This window comes from Ciceribacter lividus, from assembly GCF_003337715.1.
Taxonomy (GTDB): Bacteria; Pseudomonadota; Alphaproteobacteria; order Rhizobiales; family Rhizobiaceae; genus Allorhizobium; species Allorhizobium lividum.
The window spans coordinates 791,701-810,761 of the sequence record NZ_QPIX01000001.1 but is presented as its reverse complement, the minus strand read 5'-3'; the positions used below and the strand labels follow the sequence as shown (position 1 = coordinate 810,761).

The window sequence follows — 19,061 nt, the reverse complement described above, 5'->3', positions numbered from 1 at the left end:
TCCATACTCAACTGCACAAAAGAGCGGGCCATTCCATCCTCCTGAAACTACGACCATTATTCTCTTCGTTGCATTTGAAAATGGAATCTGCCCCAACGCTGTTCGAAAATCGCATAAGGTAGATTATGGAACTACGAGATATGCCGGATAGCCGCGAAAGGCCTGAACGTCGAGACTTCATCGGCACCAGCCCTGCGATGATCAATGGCTACGAGTATGACCCGGGTCATTCGAGTTTCCGTCGGCGAACAATGATGCCTGCGTCAGAGAAAACGTCGAATATTCAATGCTATATGCAAGACGTTTCACACGGTGTGAAAACAAATCCTCACACCGCGTCCGCGGCGATCTCCGCCTCGAAAACCATCTGGTCGTAGGCCGGCTCGACATGCGGCGGCGTTTCGCCCATCACGTTTTCGTAATCGAGCGGCACATGCATATGGGTCAGGATCGAGCGCTTCGGCTTAAGCCGCTCGATCCAGCCGAGCGCCTGTTCGAGCGACAGATGGCTCGGATGATGGCGGTATTGCAGCGCGTCGATCACCAGCACGTCGAGCCCCTGGAGCTTCGCGACCGTCTCCTCGGGAAAGTCGCTGACGTCGCAGCAATAGGCAATGTCGCCGATCCTGAGACCCAGCGAAGGAATGTCGCCGTGGCGCTGCACGAGCGGCTGAAAGCGGATCGTGCCACCCTTGCCGGTGATCTCGACCGGTCTTTCGATATCCTCGATCAGCCGCGGCTCGACGATCGGCGGATAGTTGCTGCCGACCGGCGTTTCGAGGCAATAGCCGAAACCCTGGCGGATGCGCGCCATCGTCTCGGGGTCGGCATAGATCGGGATGCGCCGACTGCGGTCGATGAAGTAGCCACGCAGGTCGTCGATGCCATGCAGATGGTCGGCATGGCCGTGGGTGTAGATGACACCGTCGATGTGCTGGACGCCGGCGGCAATCATCTGCGCGCGAAAATCAGGACCGGTGTCGACGACCACCGTCGTCATTCCGCCGTCCGGCGCGATCTGCTGCACCATGAAGGCCGCACGGGTCCGCCGGTTGCGCGGGTTCGCCGGGTCGCAGGCCCCCCAGTCGCCGTTGATCCGCGGCACGCCCGGCGAGGACGCGCAGCCCAAGATGGTGAAGCGCCGGAGGAACGTCATCGGTCAGAGCCCCGGCATCTTCGAGAAGACGCGCAGTGCGTTCTCGGTGGTGATGCGGGCAATCTCCTCGAAGCTCACGCCCTTGGTTTCGGCGAGCACCTCCGCCGTGTTGACCACGTAGGACGGCTCGTTGCGCTTGCCCCGCCAGGGCTTCGGCGCGAGATACGGCGCGTCGGTCTCGACCAGCAGCCGGTCGAGCGGCACATCTTTCGCAATCTCGCGCAGTTCCGTCGACTTCGGGAAGGTCAGGATGCCGGAGAACGAGACATAGCCGCCGAGCTCGACGCCGGTCCGCGCCAGCGCTTCGCCGGAGGAAAAGCAGTGGAGGATGAAGGGGAAGGCCCCCTTCCCCGTTTCCTGCGTCAGGATCGCCGCCATGTCCTCGTCGGCGCTGCGGCTATGGATGATGAGCGGCAATTGCGTGCGCCGCGCCGCCTCGATGTGACACAGGAAACCGGTCTTCTGGTCTTCCGGCGTCTGCGTGTCGTAGAAATAGTCGAGCCCGCATTCGCCGATCGCGACGACCTTCGGATGCTCGGCAAGCCGCACGAGGTCATCGGCCGTCACGTCGAGTTCCTCGTTCGCATTGTTCGGATGCGTGCCGACCGAACAGAAGACGGAAGGATGACGGTCGGTGATCGCAAGCAGGGTGTCGAGCTTGCGCACCCTGGTCGAGATCGTCACCATCCGGCCGACGCCTGCGGCGTGCGCGCGCGCGACGAGCGCGTCGCGCTCCTCGTCGAAATCGGGGAAGTCGAGATGGCAATGGGTGTCGATCAGCATTCCGTCAGGCCTTTGCTGTCTCTTCCGGCGCGACATAACGCGGGAAGACCGGCTTCGGTGCCTCGAGCGGCGTGCCGGCGGCAAGCCGGCCGGCCGCGCCGAGGCGGGCGAAATCGCGCGCATCCTGCGGAACGGCGACGAGATCGAGCAGCTTTGCGGCCGAGTCCGGCACGATCGGCTGCAGGAGGATCGCGATCTGCCGGACGACTTCCGCCGTCACGTAGAGCACGGTCGCCATGCGCTTGGGATCGGTCTTCTTGAGCGCCCAGGGCTCCTGACCGGCGAAATAGCGGTCGGCCTCGGAGACGACGGCGATGATCGCCGTCACCGCCTTGTGGATCGCCTGGCGGTTCATCTCCTCGCGGCAGATCTCGATCAGCCCGTCGGCCGAAGCGAGCATTTCCCTGTCCGCATCGGTGAGTTCGCCGCATTCGGGGATCTTGCCATCGCAGTTCTTGACGATCATCGACAGCGAGCGGCTGGCGAGGTTGCCGATGCCGTTCGCCAGATCGGCATTGATGCGGGTCGCGATCGCCTCTTCTGAATAGCTGCCGTCGTGGCCGAAGGAGACTTCGCGCAGGAAGAAGTAGCGCACCTGATCAAGGCCGAAATGGTTCACCAGGTTGACCGGATCGACGACGTTGCCCAGCGACTTCGACATCTTCTCGCCCTTGTTGAGCAGGAAGCCGTGGGCATAGACCCGCTTCGGCAGCGGCAGCTTGGCCGACATCAGGAAAGCCGGCCAGTAGACGGCGTGGAAACGGATGATGTCCTTGCCGATGACATGGATGTCCGCCGGCCAGTATTTCGCCCGCGGCCCGTTCACGTCTTCGACATAGCCTGTGGCGGTGATGTAGTTGGTGAGCGCGTCGACCCAGACATACATCACGTGCTTCGGATCATCCGGCACCTTGATGCCCCAGTCGAAGGTCGTGCGCGAGATCGAGAGGTCCTTCAGGCCGGATTTTACGAAGGAAATCACCTCGTTGCGACGCTCCGCCGGGCCGATGAAGTCCGGGTTCTCCTCGTAGTGCCGGAGCAGCGGCTCGGCATAGGCGGAGAGGCGGAAGAAATAGCTCTCCTCCTCCACCCATTCGACCGGCGTGCCCTGCGGCCCGTAGCGCACGCCGTCGGCGCGCACTTCGGTCTCTTCTTCCTGGTAATAGGCCTCGTCCCGCACCGAGTACCAGCCGGCATAGCTGTCCTTGTAGATGTCGCCGTTCGCGGCCATGCGCCGCCAGACTTCCTGAACCGTCTCGTGGTGGCGCTTCTCGGTCGTGCGGATGAAGTCGTCGTTCGAGGCGTTGAGCAGCTTGCCCATGGCGCGGAATTCGTTCGAATTGCGCTCGGCGAGCGTTTCCGGGGTGATGCCTTCGGCGCGTGCCGTCTGCTGCATCTTCTGTCCGTGTTCGTCGGTGCCGGTCAGAAAGAACACGTCCCGCCCGTCGAGCCGCTGGAACCGCGCCATCGCGTCGGTGGCGATCAGTTCGTAGGCATGGCCGATATGCGGCTTGCCGTTCGGATAGGAAATGGCGGTAGTGATGTAGAATGTGTCTTTCATGATCGGCCCTGTTGCGGACTGCGTTCTTTTTGCCGTCCTGCTCTAGCGCATGTCATCGCCATGCGAAACAACAAGTTTCGCTCTTGCGAGATGTTGAACGGCGAACCTACCGGGTGATCTCGTCGAGGATGTCGAGGATGGTCTGCTTGCGGTCGAGATTGTAGGCGGCGCTGACGGCGAGCCGCTCCGTGACGGAGGAGGAAAGCCGCGCAAAATGGTCGGCCTCGCCGATCGCCCCGGAAAGGGCCGCCGCCCTCGCCTGTTCGTGAAGATGGTCGCCGAGGTGCTCGACGAAGAAGCCGAAGGCGACGTCGCTGTCCTTGGCGCTCAGCGCGTCGGCGATCCGGTGCATGATCTTGCGCGCCGCCGGCCCCTGTGCCGCCAGCAGTTCGTCGAAGGCGGCGATGATGTCGAGGCCGCCGTAATTGATGACCTTCAGCGCCCGCGCGACGCTGCCCTTGGCGAGCGCGAGCACCGTCTCCCGCTGCCCGCCGGCAAGCGTCACCCCGAGCTGTCCGAGCGCCCGTTCCATGTTCGCCGCGTCAAGCGGTTCGAGCTTCAGCGGCAGGCAGCGCGAGCGGATGGTGGGCAAAAGCTTGCCCGGCGCGTGGCTCAGCACCAGGAACATCGCCCGTTTCGGCGGCTCCTCGAGGATTTTCAGGATCGCGTTCGCGGCGTTGCGGTTGAGGTCGTCGGCCGGGTCGATGATGACGATCCGCCAGTTCCCCGTCCCCGATGTCTGCGAAAAGAAGTGGCCGGCCTTGCGCACCTCGTCGATGGTGATGGCGCTGCGCACCTTGCCGGTCTTTTCGTCGACGGGGCGGGTGAGATGGAGCAGGTTGTGGCTCGCACCCGAGGCAAGCTGGCGCACCAGCGCCGAGGCCGGATCGGGATCGGCAAGCACGGCCGGCGCCTGCGACGGCTCCGGATGCGAAAGCACATGCGCGGCGAAGCGGAAGGCGAGCGTCGCCTTGCCGATCCCTTCCGGTCCCTCGATCAGGATCGCATGGTGGCCCTTGCCGGAACGATAGCTTTCGGCGAGGAAGCGTTCCGCCGCCTCGTGGCCGAAAAGCTTGGCCGTGCCGAGCGGCGGTGCCGCGCCGTCGAGAAGTCCCTGGCGTTCGTCGCTCATTCGGCCGTCACCGGTCTTTCCGTCCTTCGCAGGTCGAGCGCCAGCGGCTCGACCAGTGCGAGTATCTCGGCGGCGATCGCCTCGACGGGCCGGCCGGCATCGACCACCCGACAGCGTTTCGGATCGGCGGCCGCGATGTCGAGAAAGCCCTGGCGCCGCTTCTCGTGCGTCTCCAGTTCCTCCTTTTCGAACCGGTCCGGCGCACCGTTCGCGCCCGGTTCGGCCCTGCCGCGCGCCCGTTCGAGCCCGCGCTCGGCCGGCAGGTCGAGGATGAGCGTGAGATCCGGCACCACGCCGTCCACCGCCACCCGCTCGAGCGTATCGATGAATTCCGATTCAAGATTGCCGGTGACACCCTGGTAGACGCGCGAGGAATCCATGAAGCGGTCGCAGAGCACCACCGCGCCCCTTTCGAGCGCCGGGCGGATCACCGTTTCGACATGGTCGTTGCGTGCGGCGGCGAAGAGCAGCGCCTCCATGCGCACACCGAAATCCTCCGCCGCGCCCGACAAGAGCACGTGCCGCAGCGCCTCGGCGCCCGGCGAACCGCCGGGCTCGCGGGTGACCAGCACTTCGAGGCCGCGGGCCTTCAACGCCTCGGCAAGCCGGCGAATCTGCGTCGATTTGCCGGCCCCCTCGCCGCCTTCGAAAGTTACGAACAATCCCCGTCCCGTCGCCAATCTCTGCTTCCCGTCATCCCGGCGCACGTGCCGGCCGCTTCCGTTTCTACCCCATATGCCCGTGCCGCGAAACCTCGGCAAGCCGTATCGGAGCCGGAAGCGCTCTACAGCCAGAAGAACAGGAGTTCGATCAGCGCGTCCGTCGCCTTTTGCCGCAGCGTACCCGGCCCGACCGCCGCCGCGGTCTTCAGCGGCACCTCGCGCAGCAGCCTGTCGCCGGCGGTGATTCTGAGCGTCCCCACATCCTGTCCCTGCGACACGGGTGCGTCGAGCGGCCAGCGATAGACGATCCGTGCCGAAAGCCGCTCCGGGTTCGTCACCGGAACGTAGATCTCGACCGGCGCTGCCGCGACGAGGTCGACCTTGCCGCGATCGCCGCCATAGACGCTCGCCTGCCCGATCGTTTCGCCTGCCTTGAAGAGCGTGCGCATCTCGAAATTCTCGAAACCCCATTTGAGGAGCCTGACCGCCTCCTCGCGCCGGTCCTTGTCGGTCGCAAGCCCGCCCATCACGAGGAAAAGCCGTCGGCCGTTCTGCTCCGCGGAGGTGAGGATCGAGAACCCCTCCCCCTCGGCAAAGCCGGTGGCGAGCCCGTCGGCGCCGATGCCGGCCGCCAGCATCGGATTGCGGTTGCGCTGGTAGATCTTGTTCCACTCGAAATCCGGCAGCGACAGCAGCCGGTAGTAATCCGGATAGGCCGTCTTGAGGTACCGCGCGAGCGTCACCATGTCCTTGACCGACGTGCGGTTGGCGGGATCGGGAAGCCCCGTCGGGTTGGCAAAATGCGTGTCGGTGAGCCCGATTGCGGCCGCGCGCGCATTCATGCGTTCGGCGAACTTTTCCTCGCTGCCGGCCATCCCCTCGGCGAGCACGATGCAGCCGTCGTTCGCCATCTGCACCGCGACGCCCTTCAGCAGGTCCTCGACCCGCACCAGCGAATTGAGCGCGGCGAACATCGTCGAGGTGCGCGACGGCGCCCCGCCGGTCCGCCAGGCATGCTCGGAAACCTTGTAGATCGTGTCGAGGCTCACCTCGCCGCGCTTCAGCGCGTCGAACACCACTTCGAGCGTCATCATCTTGGCGAGCGATGCGGGCGCGAGCGCCTTCGTCGGGTTCTTCGAAAGCAGGATGGTGCCGGTCGAGGCCTCGATCAGATAGGCTTGCGCCGCCTTGGTCTCGAAGGCGGGGGCAGCCTTCTGCTGCGCGGTCGCCGGCAGGCCGCTCACGAGGACGAGGAAAAGAACCGCGAACATGGCCGCGAGACGGCGAATGACGGGCGCATCGGCAAATTGCCGTGCCGGACGATGCCCGATGGGTCTTGCGAGGCTGTTTCCCGTCATCGTCTGCCTTCGGCCCGCTTTCCTCTTCCCGGGCGGACCGCCAGTCGCAGCCCGAACGTCACCGCGCCGGCTTGGCGCCGCCGGAAGAGGCCTTCCCTGCCGCCGCGCGCCGGGCCGAGGCCAGAATCGCGCCCTCGGTCAGGCCATCATTGCGCACCATAACCGCGTCGAAGGCAAGACGCACGGTGACGGTCGGCTCCTCGGCATAGGCCGATGCATAGCTCGCTCCGTCGCCGAGGCCGGGCTGCGGTCGGTCATAGGGCATAGGGCCGATGTCCGGCAGCAGCACGAAGCCGGTGAAGGAATCGAGCGCCGCCGGCATGATCTGCTGGCCGCCGAAGGCTTCCGAAGGTGTCGGCCCTGCAAGACTCGTCTGGATGGCCGGTGCCGGCGCCTCCGCTATCGCCACCGGAGAGGGGGCGGGCAACGGAACAGCCGCCGGATCGGCCGAGGCGACCATCACGCCGCTCGCGATCTGGCCGACGGGATCGACCAGCGGGAAGCGGTCGCCCTTCTTGATGTAGGAGGCCATCAGGTAGGGCATGTCGTGCCCGTCCATGCGGGCGGGGCCGACATACTGCACGCGCACCTTGCCGGTGCCGCTATGCGTCATGTCAAGGAGATCGGCCGTCTTGTTCGAAAGGTCGATGATGCGATTGGAATGGAACGGTCCGCGGTCGTTGACGCGCACGATCACCGAATTGCCGTTCTCGACATTCGTCACCCGCGCATAGCTCGGCAGCGGCAGCGTCGGATGGGCGGCGGAAAGATAGAACTGGTCGTAGACCTCGCCGTTGGCGGTCTTGCGGCCATGGAAGGCCGAGCCATACCAGGAGGCGATGCCCACCTTGTCGTAATTCGGGTTTTCCTTGGGTACGTAGACCTTGCCCTTGACGACGTAAGGGTTGCCGACGAGATAGCGTCCACCGCCCTTCGGGATATTGCCGCCATAGGCGACGCGCGGGCTCGCCTTCACACCGTATTCGGATTCGGAAAAGTATTCCTTGCCGTGGCGGGTCTTCTTCTTGCCCTCGGTGCTCGCGCACGATGCCACACCCACGCAAAGGACCGACAAGGCGAACCACCTTGCACCGCTCCTCACAGCTCCACCGCGATCGAAACCCATACGCCCCACTTGTTCGCTCACGCTGCGGTAAACAGCCCTGCCACGCGACCAGGAAACAAGGCCCCTCTTCCCGGTCACTTTGGCTATATCAGAAAGATAAACCTGTCGACAACATGGCAGAGGGGCGCAAACTGTCGCAAGTTTCCTTTATGATGCAAGAGTATTGGTTAACAGGCGGTAAATTATACCGACAAGGGTACCGCTTTCGCTTGTCGCATCCCCTTGCTGAAGGCATTTGACGTTACGCAACATTTGGCCCTGCCCGCCCGAGGTGAATTTCGCCCCGCCATCGGCGAACACTCTTGCCAAGTTTCGCGCCATTGCGCATAACGCACTCGCTGGATGGGTGGCCGAGCGGTTTAAGGCACCGGTCTTGAAAACCGGCGTAGGTGAGAGCCTACCGTGGGTTCGAATCCCACCCCATCCGCCATCATCCTTCTTGCGTACACGGACAGGCGCCCATTGCGGCGCGGAATTGTCGTGTTTCGAAGGGCTTTTCGAGACCCATCCGCCCCCCCTGAGACTGCGCGCGAGGCCCGTTCCGGGTTCTGGACGGCCCTCTGTCTCTATTCGGGCGAACCTCACCCGTTTCGGTTCGGTCGGATTTTTCCTCTTCTTTCCAATGGTCTGAGTTTCAACCCCGCCAAAGCTTCGCCCCCCTGCGTCCTGCAGCCGTTGGATGCGCTGGCCGATTGGCGCGTTCGGTGGTGGCGATTGTCGTGCGCAAGCGCCGGAAAGCATCTATGCAAGGCGACTGGCCGGCTTTACCCTCTGCAACATGGCAAGGCGACCGCGGACGGAGAACAGCAGCGATCAGAGTGCCGCGAACGACGGCGCGGCAGTGTCCGACGACGTGGCCAAGCTGCTCGCTCAGCGGCATGCCAACGGAGGTGATCTCTGGGCGACGGCGGATGGCCGCTGGAATGTCGGGACTCCCTTCTCGACGCTGGCTTGCGGCCTGATGCTGACCGAACTCGGACTCGATCCCTCGGACCCCGTCGCCCGGGGGATCGCGCAGACGCTTCTTGCTTGTCAGACCGAGGATGGCCGGATCCGGCCCGGGCCGCATCTCACCGTGCAGCCCTGTCATACAGCCGAAGCGGCGCGGCTGCTGTGCCGTCTGGGCTTGGCGGAGGATGCACGCCTCTCACCGACCGTCGAGCATCTTCTGTCCAACCAGGCGGCGGACGGGGGCTGGCGCTGCAAGGTGCTGAAGTTCGGGGCCGGCCCGGACACCGATGCCTCGAACCCCGGAACGACACTCGCGGCACTGGACGTCCTGCGGTTCCGGACGCCGCTGGTCACCTCCCCCGAAGCCGAACGGGCCGTAGACACCCTGCTCGACCACTGGTCGGTGCGCCGCCCCCTCGGGCCCTGCCGTTACGGGATCGGATCCCGGTTCATGAAGGTCGAGTTCCCGATGTTTCGCTACAACCTCTTCTTCTATGTCTATGTGCTGTCGTTCTATCCGCGCGCGCGCCGGCACGAGGCATTCCGCGCGGCTCTCGCCGCCCTGCAAGGAAAGCTGGTGGATGGGAAGGTGGTCGTCGAACACGGGAAACCGGCGCTGGACGTGCTGTCGCTCTGTCGGACAGGCATACCCAACTCCCGGGCGACGCACCGCTATGCCGAGATCGTCGCCAATCTCGAACGATAAGCGCCGTTCAGTCGCCCCCCACGCCGACCGCACCTAGCGCGGCAAGGACGCCACACCTGTGGTGTTCACCAGCGCCCTTCCCAGAAAGTGTACCCAAAGAGGACACCTCCATGAGCATGGAAAACGGAGGGAGCAGGCCGGCGGACCGGACCGGCCGCCCCCTCCAAAGGGCTAGCGCTTGCGCTCTGCGGCGAGTTCGCGAGAGCCCAGGGCAGACGTCAGCGGCATGATCTGCCAGGCGGCGGACAGTCCCACCAGCACGTAGACGGCTCTGGCAAGCAGCGAGCCCGCGCCGAAGATCGCGGCGACGAGATCGAAGCCGAAGAGGCCCACCAGCCCCCAGTTGAGCCCGCCCACGATGACGAGGGCGAGTGTCAGCACGTTCATGAAGGTCATGTCAGTTCTCCTCGTTTGGGTTGGATCAGCCTTCGGGCGGCATGATCACCTTGTCGATGACATGGATGACGCCGTTCGAGGCGGCGATGTCCGTCTTGATGACGCTGGCGTCGTTCACCTTGACCGACTGGCCGTCGACCGTGATGTCGATCGCCTTGCCGTTCACCGTCTTCGCCTCGTCGAGCCCCGCGACGTCCGCGGCCATCACCTTGCCGGGGACGACGTGGTAGGTCAGGATTTCGGTGAGCTTCTGCTTGTTCTCGGGTTTCAGGAGGCCCTCGACGGTGCCGGCCGGCAGCTTGGCGAATGCCTCGTCGGTCGGCGCAAAGACCGTGAAGGGACCGGCGCCCTTCAGGGTCGTCACAAGGCCGGCGGCGTCGAGCGCTGCGGCGAGCGTCTTGAACTGACCCGCTTCGACGGCCGTGTCGACGATGTCCTTTTCGGCGGCTGCGGCGCCCTGGAGACCCGCAAGACCGATCGTTGCGGCAAGAATGGCTGTCTTCAGTTTCATGGCATTGTTCCTCTCGATGACATGCCCGCTTGGCAGGGCACGAATTATCATCTGGTGACAATTCCTTTTCATGCCAATAACATATTCGTGATAATTAAGCAGAGTTTCATAAGCTGAAAAATTCGCTACAAAGGCATTCACGACACGAAAACAAGGTTTGCAGACGTGCTGTCCGAGACCCTGACCAACGAACTTCAGCGCTATGCGATCGGCCCCCGCATCAGGGCGCTGCGACTGAAAAAGAAGCTCGGCCTGGTGCAGCTCGGCGCCCATACGGGGCTGTCCCCCGCCATGCTGTCGAAGATCGAGCGTGGCCAGCTCTTCCCGACCCTGCCGACCCTGGTCCGCATCGCGATGGTCTTCGGCGTCGGCCTCGATCACTTCTTCGCGCCGGACAAGGACAGGCCTCTGGTCGCGGTGGTGCGCAAGGGAGAACGGATCAGGCTCCCGGTGCCGGCAAGCGACGGGCCGCCCGCCTGGCTGTTCGAAAGCCTGGACTATCCGGTCGCGGACCGACGGATGGAGGCGTTCTATGCAGAATTCCCCGCCGATGCGCCACCGTCGGAGCCGCACCGGCACGGCAGCGCGGAATTCATCTACGTGCTGAGCGGCCGCCTCGCGGTCGACGTCGACGGGGAGGAAAACGTGCTCCATGCCGGCGACGCGATGTATTTCGATTCCAGCGTGCCCCACAGCTACCGGCGCGAAGGCGCCGTCGCCTGCAAGGCCCTGGTGGTGACGGCCCCCTAGATCGGATCACATTCAGGGTAGATGCCTCGAGCCCTCACCCGCGTCCCGAACGCGCCTGTCCACCCTTCGACGCCGCCCGCCGCCGGCCGCGCTTTCCCGCCACATCCGCGAGCCGCCGGAAGGTCGGGCACTCCAGGTGCGAGGGTGCCGGGCAGTCGGCGACATGGCGCAACGTGTCGCGAAGCGCCGTCAGCTCCCGGATCTGCCGGTCGAGGTCGTCGGCCTTCTGATGAAGCACGTCGCGCGGCGCCTCCGGCAGGCCGTTGCGGCCGAACATTCCGGCGATCTCGTCGAGCGAGAATCCGGCGGAGCGTCCCATGGCAATCAGCTTCAGTTGCAGCAGCACCTCGGGCGGAAACTGCCGGCGCAGGCCGTGCCGTGACACCGATGTGATCAGCCCCACCTCCTCGTAGTAGCGCAGCGCCGAGGGCGCCATTCCGCTTGCTGCAGCGACCTCTCCGATATCCAGAAATTTCATGCTTGACCTCAAGTCGACTTGAAGTCGTAGCCTGCTCCTGAATGGCAAATCACACAAGGGGAAAGCCGATGAAACAGGAAGAAACAGGCCGATCTGAACGGACGGGGATGATCGCGACGACGCTTGCACTCGCAATGCTGCTCGCCTCGCTCGGCACCAGCATCGCCAACATCGCGCTGCCGGCGCTGGCCGGGGCGTTCTCCGCCTCCTTCGGCGCGGTTCAGGCGGTCGTCGTCGCCTATCTCGCGGGCCTGACGGCGGCGGTCGTCGTCGCCGGCCGCCTCGGCGACGTTCATGGTCTGAAGCGGATGCTCGTCGCCGGTCTCTGCCTCTTCGCCCTCGCCTCTCTGGTCTGCGGTCTCGCACCGGGTCTCCAGCTGCTGATCGCGGCGCGGGCCGTTCAGGGCATAGGCGCGGCATTCCTCATGACCCTTTCCATGGCGCTGATCCGCGAGACGGCGGGCGCGGCGCGCGTCGGCCGGGCTCGCGCTCATCCTCGCCATCGCCGTTCTGCCGGCCGACTCGGGTGGCAAGACGCCGGCGCCGAGCGCATGGATGACGTTCGACAGGAGCATCGTGCCCAATCTCCTCGTCAATCTCGCGGTCGCCGCCGTAATGATGACGACCCTGGTGGTCGGCCCCTTCTACCTGGGCGGCGGCCTCGGCCTGAAGGAAACCCTGATCGGTCTCGTGATGTCGGTCGGTCCGGTGATCTCGATCTTCAGCGGGGTTCCCTCCGGTCGACTGGTCGACACCTGGGGCACCAGCCGGGTGCTGGCGAGCGGCCTCCTCCTGCTGACGGCAGGCGCCTTCCTGCTGGCACTCCTGCCGGAGGCAATCGGCCTCGGCGGCTATGTGTTGGCCATCGTCGTCCTGACGCCGGGCTACCAGTTCTTCCAGGCCGCCAACAATGTCGCGACACTCTCCGGCGTGCCGAGTGATCGCCGCGGCACCGTCTCCGGGCTGCTTGGCCTGTCGCGCAATATCGGGCTCGTCGCCGGCGCGGCCGTCATGGGCGCTGTCTTCGCGCTCGGCACCGGGACGGAGGATCTCGCCCATGCCGCACCTTCGGCCATCGCCGCCGGGATGCGGCTCACCTTTCTCGCCGCCGGTGGCCTGATGATCGCGGCGATCGTCCTTGTGGGGCTCGCCCGACGGACCGCAGCCGCCGCCTGACGGCGCGCCGCCCGGCCGCCACCCTCACAACAGCGCCGTGCGCCCCTTCAGCGTATAGGCGATGGCTTCGAGGATGACGCCGTTGGTGTTGACGTCGCTGTAGTTCGTCGTCTGCCGGCCGGTCGCGGCATAGATGCCGGAGGCGAATCCGAGTCCGGGGACGCGGCCCCTTTCGCGCACATGTTCGACGAGGCGGGCCGAATAGGCGTGCGGACGCACCGCATTCCAGAGATAGGCGCCCTTGCAGTTCACCACGTCGAGCGCCCGGCGCATCTCCGGCGTTCCGTAGCGCGCCCGGTCGACCATGGTCTCCAGCGCCCACGGGTCTTCTTCCGCGTCGACCTCGAGCCCCTGGTAGACGAACCAGGGCGCGCGGTCGATCGAGCTTTCCGAGACGCAGACGAACCGGCCCGTCCTGCGATATTCGTCGACCTGGGCGGCAAAGAGGACGTCGGAGATCACCTGCGCGGCCTCGGAGGCGCCGAACTCCATCGCCTCCAGCGTGTGCGGCTCCGTCCCGACCGCGCCGATGTCGGCGACCTTGCCGAGGATGCGCATGCGCCGGTCGGTCGCGACATCCTCCGGCTCCGGCGCGTAAGGTGTGTCGACCTCCATGCCCCAGAGCGCGAAGCCGCGGGCGGCGTAGTGGGCGTAATTGGAGCGGAAATAGGTCTTCCACCTGCCGTCGTCGATGTCGTGCATCCGGCGCTGCGAGATCGTGGCCGCAAGGTCCCAGCGGGCCAGCACGGCGGCGACGTCCTTGTCCAATCCCCGGCCTGCGAGCAGCTTCAGGGCCACCAGCAGCCGGCCGGTGTCGGAGGCGTTGTAACTGTTTTCCACCGCACCGCCACGCCTCGTCGACACGTTCGCCTGCGGCAGTCGGAGCTTGCCGATGCGCGTTGCCGGCAGGCTTTTCAGGATCTTTCCCGCCGCCTCGGCGAATTCATCGTCCGTCGCAAGCCCGAGCGCGTGGGCGGCGACCAGTCCGAATATCTGGCTCGCGATGTCCCACATGGTGACGAAGGGATAGGGAACGACGCTCGAGCCGGAGGCTTCGGCGCTCGCTGGCGCAAGGCCGGTCCACTTGTCCGAAAGGCGCGTGAAGTACCGCCACGCGAGTTCGGCATCCGCCTCGAGCCGCGCCTTCTCGGCAGCGTCGATCACCGCCTCGCCGGCGCTGGTCTCGGCAAAGCGCATCTGCTGCGACCGCTGAAGCCGCCCGAAGATCGGGTCGCGGCCGGTCACCGCCGCACCAAAGGCCCCGAGCCCCGTCACGCGGTTACCCTTGCGGACTGCAAGGCCGCCCAGGACGCCGGCGATCACCTCACCCGCCCCGCCCTCGGCGAGCGCCGCACCGCCGACCATCACCAGCGCATCGCGCTCGTGGCCGAGCCGGGTATTCAGCGTTTCCGCCAGTTCGCGGCCGTTGCCGATCCGCAGCCCACCGTCGATCCGGAAAGCGACCGGCACGTTGAGGAGCCCGTTCTCGTCCAGTCCTCCGTTCCCCTCGCCTCCGTCAAGCACGGCGGTCACCGTGATCCCGGCCGACGACAGCAGCGCCGCATCCGGCCCCTCCTTCGCCGTCACTGCACAGGTCACGGGTGCGGCCTCACCCTCAGGCTTGTCGAGATCGAAGGCGACGCCCGCCGCGGCCCGCACCGCCTGCCAGTCCGGCATCTGCGGGTCCGTGCCGAGCATCGGGCAACCCGCCCCGTCGGTCACATCCGCTCCGCCCGAGCGGGTAAACGCGATCCCGGCCGCCGTCAGCGCCTTGACGAAGGCCGTCTCGGCATCCGTCGGGGCAGCGCCGGAGCCCAGATCGAGATGAAGCGCGATGTCGCGCGAAAAGGCCTCCGAACGCAGGTAGAATTCCGAGGGCAGGATCGTCGCGATCTTTCCCTCGTCCTCCGCCTCCGCGATGAAATCGGCGAGTGCGGCCGCCAGCGCGGCGAGGCGATCGTCGTCGAAGCGGGTGATGTCGGCGAGCGAGACGTAGAGCACGGCCGGCTCGTCGCTTGCCATGCGCTGGGTGATCTTTCCCCGCCGCTCATCGAGTTCGGCGAGTGAGCCGAGGCGCAGTCCGCCCGCCACATGCATGATGCCGTTCTCGGTCTCGGAATAGCTGGTCGGCGCATCCTCCTTCGGCATCACCAGAACGGTACGGAAACCGCCGGCCCTGACGCCGGAAAGCGTCGGCACCTCCGTCTCGCCCTGCCGGCAGAGCATTGTGACGCAGGCAGCGTGCTGCAGCGCGCCGTCCTCCGACCTTGTCGCGAGCGCCGCCAGCCGCGCCTGCGCGATGCCGGCGCGGCGCATCTGGAAGTAGACCCGCTCCGTCTCCATGCCGGGCAGGAAGACGACAGGCTCGAACATCCCCCCATAGGCCGCCCGTAGCGCGAGCGCCGCGCTGAACGCCTCGTCTCCGGCGTCCGCCGGCAGCGCAAGACCGAGCGGCACGTTGCGACGGATAATCGCCTCGGAAAGGAGGCGCATCTTGTCCCGCGCCGGCGCACCGTCAGTTCCATCGAGGACCAGCATGAAAGGCGTATAGGCCTGCGCGCGGGCCATCCCGCCGGCAAGAAAAGGCGCCCCGACGACACCTATGCACAACGATTGTAGGACTTCACGGCGGGTCAGACGCATGGATTGCCTCTTTCGGGTTCACATTGGAGACGGCCGACATGGCCAGTTTTGGTCACAAATCACGGATGTCTTTGACGCAGATCAGTTTCATAACATTCGAATATCAGGTAAGAATAATGGAAAGGTTTACGGCAGGAACGGGTGCTGACCTTGTCATTGAAACCAAGCCCGCCAGAACCCGGCTCGAAGAACGGACGCCGGAAGAAGAAGCAAAGTCCGATATTTTACGATCCTACAGCCAGAAGGGGCATCGCCCTCGAGGTCGTCGGCTCTCTTTTGGTGCTCGGCGCCATCGCGTGGTTCGTCAGCTTCGGTCTCGGGATCTATCTGCTTGGTAAGCTGCCCGCGCCCGAAATCGCCGGCGGCGGGATGGCGTTTGCCGACCAGAGAACGCCGCCGGCTCCAAGATCCCGTCCCGCGGCCGTTGGCGTGCCGCAGCCCTCCCCGGACGCAGGCCCCGCTGCCCCGAGGAAGGCGCCCGTCCCGGAGGAGGTTTACGGCTATCTGCCCTACTGGTCGGAATGGGGCGACCAGGCTCTCGAAGAGCACCTCGCCACCCTCGATGGCCTGATGCCCGAATGGTATCAGATCGCCTTGCCTGCGGGTGAACTCATGCCGCTCGGGTTTTCCGCCACCCACCAGGTGCGTATTGCCGATGTCGTCGCACCCCGCCGCTGGGCACTCACCTTGCTGCCGGTCGTCGATCTTTTCGATCCCGCCGAGATCGCACGCGCGCTCGCCTCCCCGGAGAAGGTGGAGCAGATCCGCTCGGCGCTTGTACGCGAGGTCGCGGCGAGGGCCTATGACGGGATATGCCTCAACATCGCAAGCGTGCCCGATACCTCCTACGAGGATCTCGGACGGCTGCTCGCAGGGCTCCGGCAGTCCTTTGCCGCGATCGATCGCCAGACCTGCGTCGTCGTCGCAAGCTATCAGACGCCATGGACGGACGCGACCATTGCAGCGTCGGTCGATCGCTATGTCGTGCTCGCCTTCGACGAGCCCGCCAACAGCGCCCGTCCGGTGCCGCTCGCGCCCCAGGCATGGTTCACCGACCTGGCCGCCTCGGTCGCCGCGCAGGTTCCGCCGGAAAAGCTCGTCATCGCCCTCGGCAATCTCAGCTACGACTGGGTGAGCGGCGACAATGTTCCGCGAGAGATGAGCTTTCCCGAGGCTTCCCGGCTTGCCGGCCTTTACAGGAGCGGCATCCGGGTGGATCCGGTTTCGCTCAATTCCACGACCCGCTTCATCGACCGCGACGGCAACCGGCACCGCATCTGGCTGCTCGACGCCATCTCGTTCCACAATCAGTTGGTCGCACTCTCGGCCTCCGGGCAGATGCCCGCCGTCGCCATCTGGCCGTTGACCGATGCCGACCCGGGCGTCTGGCGCCTGCTCGACGGCCCGTCGGCTCGAAAGCCGGTTCAGTCGCTTCTGAAGAACGTGCCGCTCGCCGGCTACATCGGCTACGACGGCAAGGGCGCTTTCCACAAACTGGTCCGGGCGCCGGAAACCGGCCTCCGTGACGTCGTGCTCGATCCAGTCACGGGCCTCATCACCGAAGAGAACTACGAACGCGCGGCAGAACCCTTCAGCGTGCTGCGTTACGGCGCCGGCAAGCCGGGAATGGTGGCGCTCAGCTTCGACGACGGACCGGACCCGCGCTTTACCGATGCGATCCTGAACGAGCTGTCCGCCCTCGATGCGCCGGGCGCGTTCTTCGTCATCGGCCGGCAGGCGCTGGAAAACACCGACATCGTCCGCCGGATCGTCGAAAGGGGCTATGAGATCGGCGTCCACACCTACTCCCATCCGATGCTCGAGCAATCGTCCGAATGGCGCTCACGCTTCGAGCTCAACATCACCGAGCGGTTGATCGCGAGCCTCACCGGGCGCCAGACGCTGCTCTTCCGTTCGCCCTACGGCCGCAGCGAAGGCCCTCTGACGGGCGCCGAGGCGGAACCGATGCGCCTCCTCGACCAGCAGGGCTACATCGTCACCGGTGCCGACATCGTGCCGCCCGACTGGCAGCGGATCTCCCCGGACGAGATCGTCGCTTCGGTTCTGCGGCAACTGAAGACCGGACGCGGCAATGTCATCGTCTTGCACGACGGCGGAGGCGACAGGGAAGCGACCATAAAGGCGATCCCGATCCTTGTCAGCACGCTCCGCCGGGAAGGTTACCGCTTCGTCTCGCTCGCCGACATGCTCGGCCTGCCCGAGGAGGTGATCATGCCGCAGGACCGACGTGCCGACGCCATGTTCGACGCAATCTCCTTCGACATCATCCGTTACCAGTCCCGGGCGTTCTATTGGCTCTTCTGGATATCCATCGTCGCTGGCATCACACGTGCGGTCTTCGTCATTGTCGCCTCCCAGCTTCGCACCCCCCATCCGTTGCGCGTCGCGGACTATGCCCCGCCGGTCACCGTGCTCATACCCGCCTATTGCGAGGAGGAAACCGTCCTCGACACCATCGCCGCCGTTCTCGCATCGGACTATCCCGACCTGAAGGTCGTCGTCATCGACGACGGGTCGACCGATGACACCTGCGTCCGGCTTCTGGAAACCTACAGCCGCAATTCACGCGTCCTGATCACGCGGCAAGCCAATCATGGCAAATACGCCGCCCTCAACCATGCCTACACGCATGTCGACACCGATATCGTCGTGGCGATCGATGCCGACACCCAGATCGCGCCGGATGCGATACGCAAGATCGTCCGTCACTTCCGCGACCCCTCTATCGGGGCGGTGGCCGGTAACGTCAAGGTTCGCAACCGCGACCATTTGCTGACACGCATGCAGGCGCTCGAATACCTGACGAGCCAGAACGTCGACCGGCGGGCTTCCGAGGTCATCAACGGGATGCTGGTCGTTCCCGGCGCCCTCGGCGCCTGGCGTCGCAAGGCCGTAGAGGATGCCGGCTACTATTCCTCGGAAACCTTCGCAGAGGATGCCGATCTGACGGTTTCCGTCATCCGGGCCGGCTACAGGGTCGTCTACGAGGAGGACGCGATCGCCCGCACCGCAGCGCCGACCAGCCTCGACCGCTTCCTGCACCAGCGCCTGCGCTGGCTGTTCGGCATGATGCAGACCGGCTGGAAGCATCGTGGTGCCGTCTTCGAGATGAAGGGCATCGGGCTGATCTCGATTACCGATCTCCTGCTGTTCGGCGTGCTGACGACCACCATGGCACCGCTCATCGATGCCGGACTCGTCTGGGTCGTCGCCGACCGCGTCGTGACCCTCTATTTCGACCCTTCGGCACCCTGGTCGGAAGCATCACTCTATGTGATCGCGGCATATACCATTTTCGCGATGTCCGACCTCATGGTCGGGCTCATGCCCTTCTATTTCGAAGCGAAGGAAGACAAGCGCCTCATCCTGCTGCTTCCCCTGCAGCGTGTGTTCTACCGGCAACTGCTCTACTTCTCGACATACCGGGCGATCGCGCTGGCGCTGACGGGCCGCCTCATGCGCTGGCGCAAGGCGACCGACACGGCCACCGCTGGCTCCGCGGCCAGGCGCAGACGCCTCGCGCCGCGCGTCGTCGCGGCCACGAAAGCCGGCGATCGACCGCCATCCGGCCGCCGCCGCACGCCGGACAATCGTGGTTGAAGGTCCGGCGCCGTCTGCCTGATCCGCGTGACGGCGCTCTCCACCCGCATG

General features: G+C 65.3%; 14 protein-coding genes, 1 tRNA gene and 1 pseudogene. 5 read left to right on the top strand and 11 right to left on the bottom strand.

Annotated elements, in window-relative coordinates:
• Positions 1-328: 328 nt before the first annotated feature.
• From DFR48_RS03875 to DFR48_RS03845, 7 genes are all read right to left on the bottom strand, one after another.
• Entirely contained in the window at positions 329-1,156 is an 828-nt protein-coding gene (locus tag DFR48_RS03875) for an MBL fold metallo-hydrolase (RefSeq protein WP_114361777.1), read from the bottom strand.
• Between the two features lie 3 nt (positions 1,157-1,159).
• Positions 1,160-1,939, bottom strand: a complete 780-nt coding sequence (locus tag DFR48_RS03870) for a TatD family hydrolase (protein WP_114361776.1) — start codon at positions 1,937-1,939, stop codon at positions 1,160-1,162.
• A gap of 4 nt (positions 1,940-1,943) precedes the next feature.
• The gene (metG, locus tag DFR48_RS03865) at positions 1,944-3,500 is read right to left on the bottom strand and encodes a methionine--tRNA ligase (protein WP_114361775.1); all 1,557 of its coding nucleotides are present in this window, start codon (positions 3,498-3,500) and stop codon (positions 1,944-1,946) included.
• A 106-nt stretch (positions 3,501-3,606) separates the two neighbouring features.
• A complete protein-coding gene (locus DFR48_RS03860) occupies positions 3,607-4,632 on the bottom strand; it encodes a DNA polymerase III subunit delta' (protein WP_114361774.1) in 1,026 nt (341 codons plus the stop codon).
• Positions 4,629-5,312 (bottom strand): dTMP kinase, encoded by a 684-nt coding sequence (tmk, locus tag DFR48_RS03855; RefSeq protein WP_170141786.1) that lies wholly within the window; start codon positions 5,310-5,312, stop codon positions 4,629-4,631. The genes DFR48_RS03860 and tmk overlap by 4 nt, the downstream gene beginning before the upstream one ends.
• Before the next feature lie 104 nt (positions 5,313-5,416).
• Positions 5,417-6,565, bottom strand: coding sequence for a D-alanyl-D-alanine carboxypeptidase family protein (locus DFR48_RS03850; protein ID WP_114361854.1), 1,149 nt, complete (start codon positions 6,563-6,565; stop codon positions 5,417-5,419).
• 145 nt (positions 6,566-6,710) lie between these two features.
• Positions 6,711-7,778 carry a septal ring lytic transglycosylase RlpA family protein gene (locus DFR48_RS03845; RefSeq protein ID WP_114361772.1) on the bottom strand — a complete coding sequence of 356 codons (1,068 nt, stop codon included), beginning with the start codon at positions 7,776-7,778 and terminating at the stop codon, positions 6,711-6,713.
• 340 nt (positions 7,779-8,118) lie between these two features.
• Between DFR48_RS03845 and DFR48_RS03840 the strand changes: the two genes are divergently transcribed.
• Positions 8,119-8,208: transfer RNA gene (locus DFR48_RS03840), tRNA-Ser, on the top strand.
• Between the two features lie 249 nt (positions 8,209-8,457).
• On the top strand, positions 8,458-9,435 hold the full coding sequence (locus tag DFR48_RS03835) for a prenyltransferase/squalene oxidase repeat-containing protein (protein ID WP_210205953.1): 978 nt from the start codon (positions 8,458-8,460) through the stop codon (positions 9,433-9,435).
• Between the two features lie 171 nt (positions 9,436-9,606).
• Here the strand turns inward: DFR48_RS03835 and DFR48_RS03830 are convergent, their stop codons facing one another.
• Both DFR48_RS03830 and DFR48_RS03825 read right to left on the bottom strand, forming a co-directional pair.
• Positions 9,607-9,831 (bottom strand): DUF378 domain-containing protein, encoded by a 225-nt coding sequence (locus DFR48_RS03830; RefSeq protein ID WP_114361771.1) that lies wholly within the window; start codon positions 9,829-9,831, stop codon positions 9,607-9,609.
• A gap of 25 nt (positions 9,832-9,856) precedes the next feature.
• Positions 9,857-10,342 carry a fasciclin domain-containing protein gene (locus tag DFR48_RS03825; protein ID WP_114361770.1) on the bottom strand — a complete coding sequence of 162 codons (486 nt, stop codon included), beginning with the start codon at positions 10,340-10,342 and terminating at the stop codon, positions 9,857-9,859.
• A 165-nt stretch (positions 10,343-10,507) separates the two neighbouring features.
• Here DFR48_RS03825 and DFR48_RS03820 point away from each other — a divergent pair, with 165 nt between their 5' ends.
• Positions 10,508-11,092 (top strand): helix-turn-helix domain-containing protein, encoded by a 585-nt coding sequence (locus DFR48_RS03820; protein ID WP_114361769.1) that lies wholly within the window; start codon positions 10,508-10,510, stop codon positions 11,090-11,092.
• Positions 11,093-11,126: 34 nt separating this feature from the next.
• Here DFR48_RS03820 and DFR48_RS03815 read toward each other — a convergent pair whose 3' ends face one another.
• Positions 11,127-11,570: a helix-turn-helix domain-containing protein gene (locus DFR48_RS03815; protein ID WP_114361768.1), complete on the bottom strand. Its 444-nt coding sequence runs from the start codon at positions 11,568-11,570 to the stop codon at positions 11,127-11,129.
• A 68-nt stretch (positions 11,571-11,638) separates the two neighbouring features.
• Between DFR48_RS03815 and DFR48_RS03810 the strand changes: the two are divergent.
• Positions 11,639-12,746: pseudogene (locus tag DFR48_RS03810) on the top strand (MFS transporter).
• A 24-nt stretch (positions 12,747-12,770) separates the two neighbouring features.
• Here DFR48_RS03810 and DFR48_RS03805 read toward each other — a convergent pair.
• A complete protein-coding gene (locus DFR48_RS03805) occupies positions 12,771-15,389 on the bottom strand; it encodes a DUF3131 domain-containing protein (RefSeq protein ID WP_114361767.1) in 2,619 nt (872 codons plus the stop codon).
• Between the two features lie 150 nt (positions 15,390-15,539).
• Here DFR48_RS03805 and DFR48_RS03800 point away from each other — a divergent pair, with 150 nt between their 5' ends.
• Positions 15,540-19,010, top strand: coding sequence for a glycosyltransferase (locus tag DFR48_RS03800; protein WP_147273505.1), 3,471 nt, complete (start codon positions 15,540-15,542; stop codon positions 19,008-19,010).
• Positions 19,011-19,061: the final 51 nt, after the last annotated feature.

Excerpts from the sequence above, each read along its gene's own strand:
- DFR48_RS03805 (WP_114361767.1), bottom strand. The coding sequence starts at position 15,389 with ATGCGTCTGACCCGCCGTGAAGTCCTACAATCGTTGTGCATAGGTGTC.
- DFR48_RS03870 (WP_114361776.1), bottom strand. The coding sequence starts at position 1,939 with ATGCTGATCGACACCCATTGCCATCTCGACTTCCCCGATTTCGACGAG.
- DFR48_RS03830 (WP_114361771.1), bottom strand. The coding sequence starts at position 9,831 with ATGACCTTCATGAACGTGCTGACACTCGCCCTCGTCATCGTGGGCGGG.
- DFR48_RS03860 (WP_114361774.1), bottom strand. The coding sequence starts at position 4,632 with ATGAGCGACGAACGCCAGGGACTTCTCGACGGCGCGGCACCGCCGCTC.
- DFR48_RS03815 (WP_114361768.1), bottom strand. The coding sequence starts at position 11,570 with ATGAAATTTCTGGATATCGGAGAGGTCGCTGCAGCAAGCGGAATGGCG.
- DFR48_RS03850 (WP_114361854.1), bottom strand. The coding sequence starts at position 6,565 with ATGTTCGCGGTTCTTTTCCTCGTCCTCGTGAGCGGCCTGCCGGCGACC.
- DFR48_RS03875 (WP_114361777.1), bottom strand. The coding sequence starts at position 1,156 with ATGACGTTCCTCCGGCGCTTCACCATCTTGGGCTGCGCGTCCTCGCCG.
- metG (WP_114361775.1), bottom strand. The coding sequence starts at position 3,500 with ATGAAAGACACATTCTACATCACTACCGCCATTTCCTATCCGAACGGC.
- DFR48_RS03845 (WP_114361772.1), bottom strand. The coding sequence starts at position 7,778 with ATGGGTTTCGATCGCGGTGGAGCTGTGAGGAGCGGTGCAAGGTGGTTC.
- DFR48_RS03835 (WP_210205953.1), top strand. The coding sequence starts at position 8,458 with ATGCGCTGGCCGATTGGCGCGTTCGGTGGTGGCGATTGTCGTGCGCAA.
- DFR48_RS03825 (WP_114361770.1), bottom strand. The coding sequence starts at position 10,342 with ATGAAACTGAAGACAGCCATTCTTGCCGCAACGATCGGTCTTGCGGGT.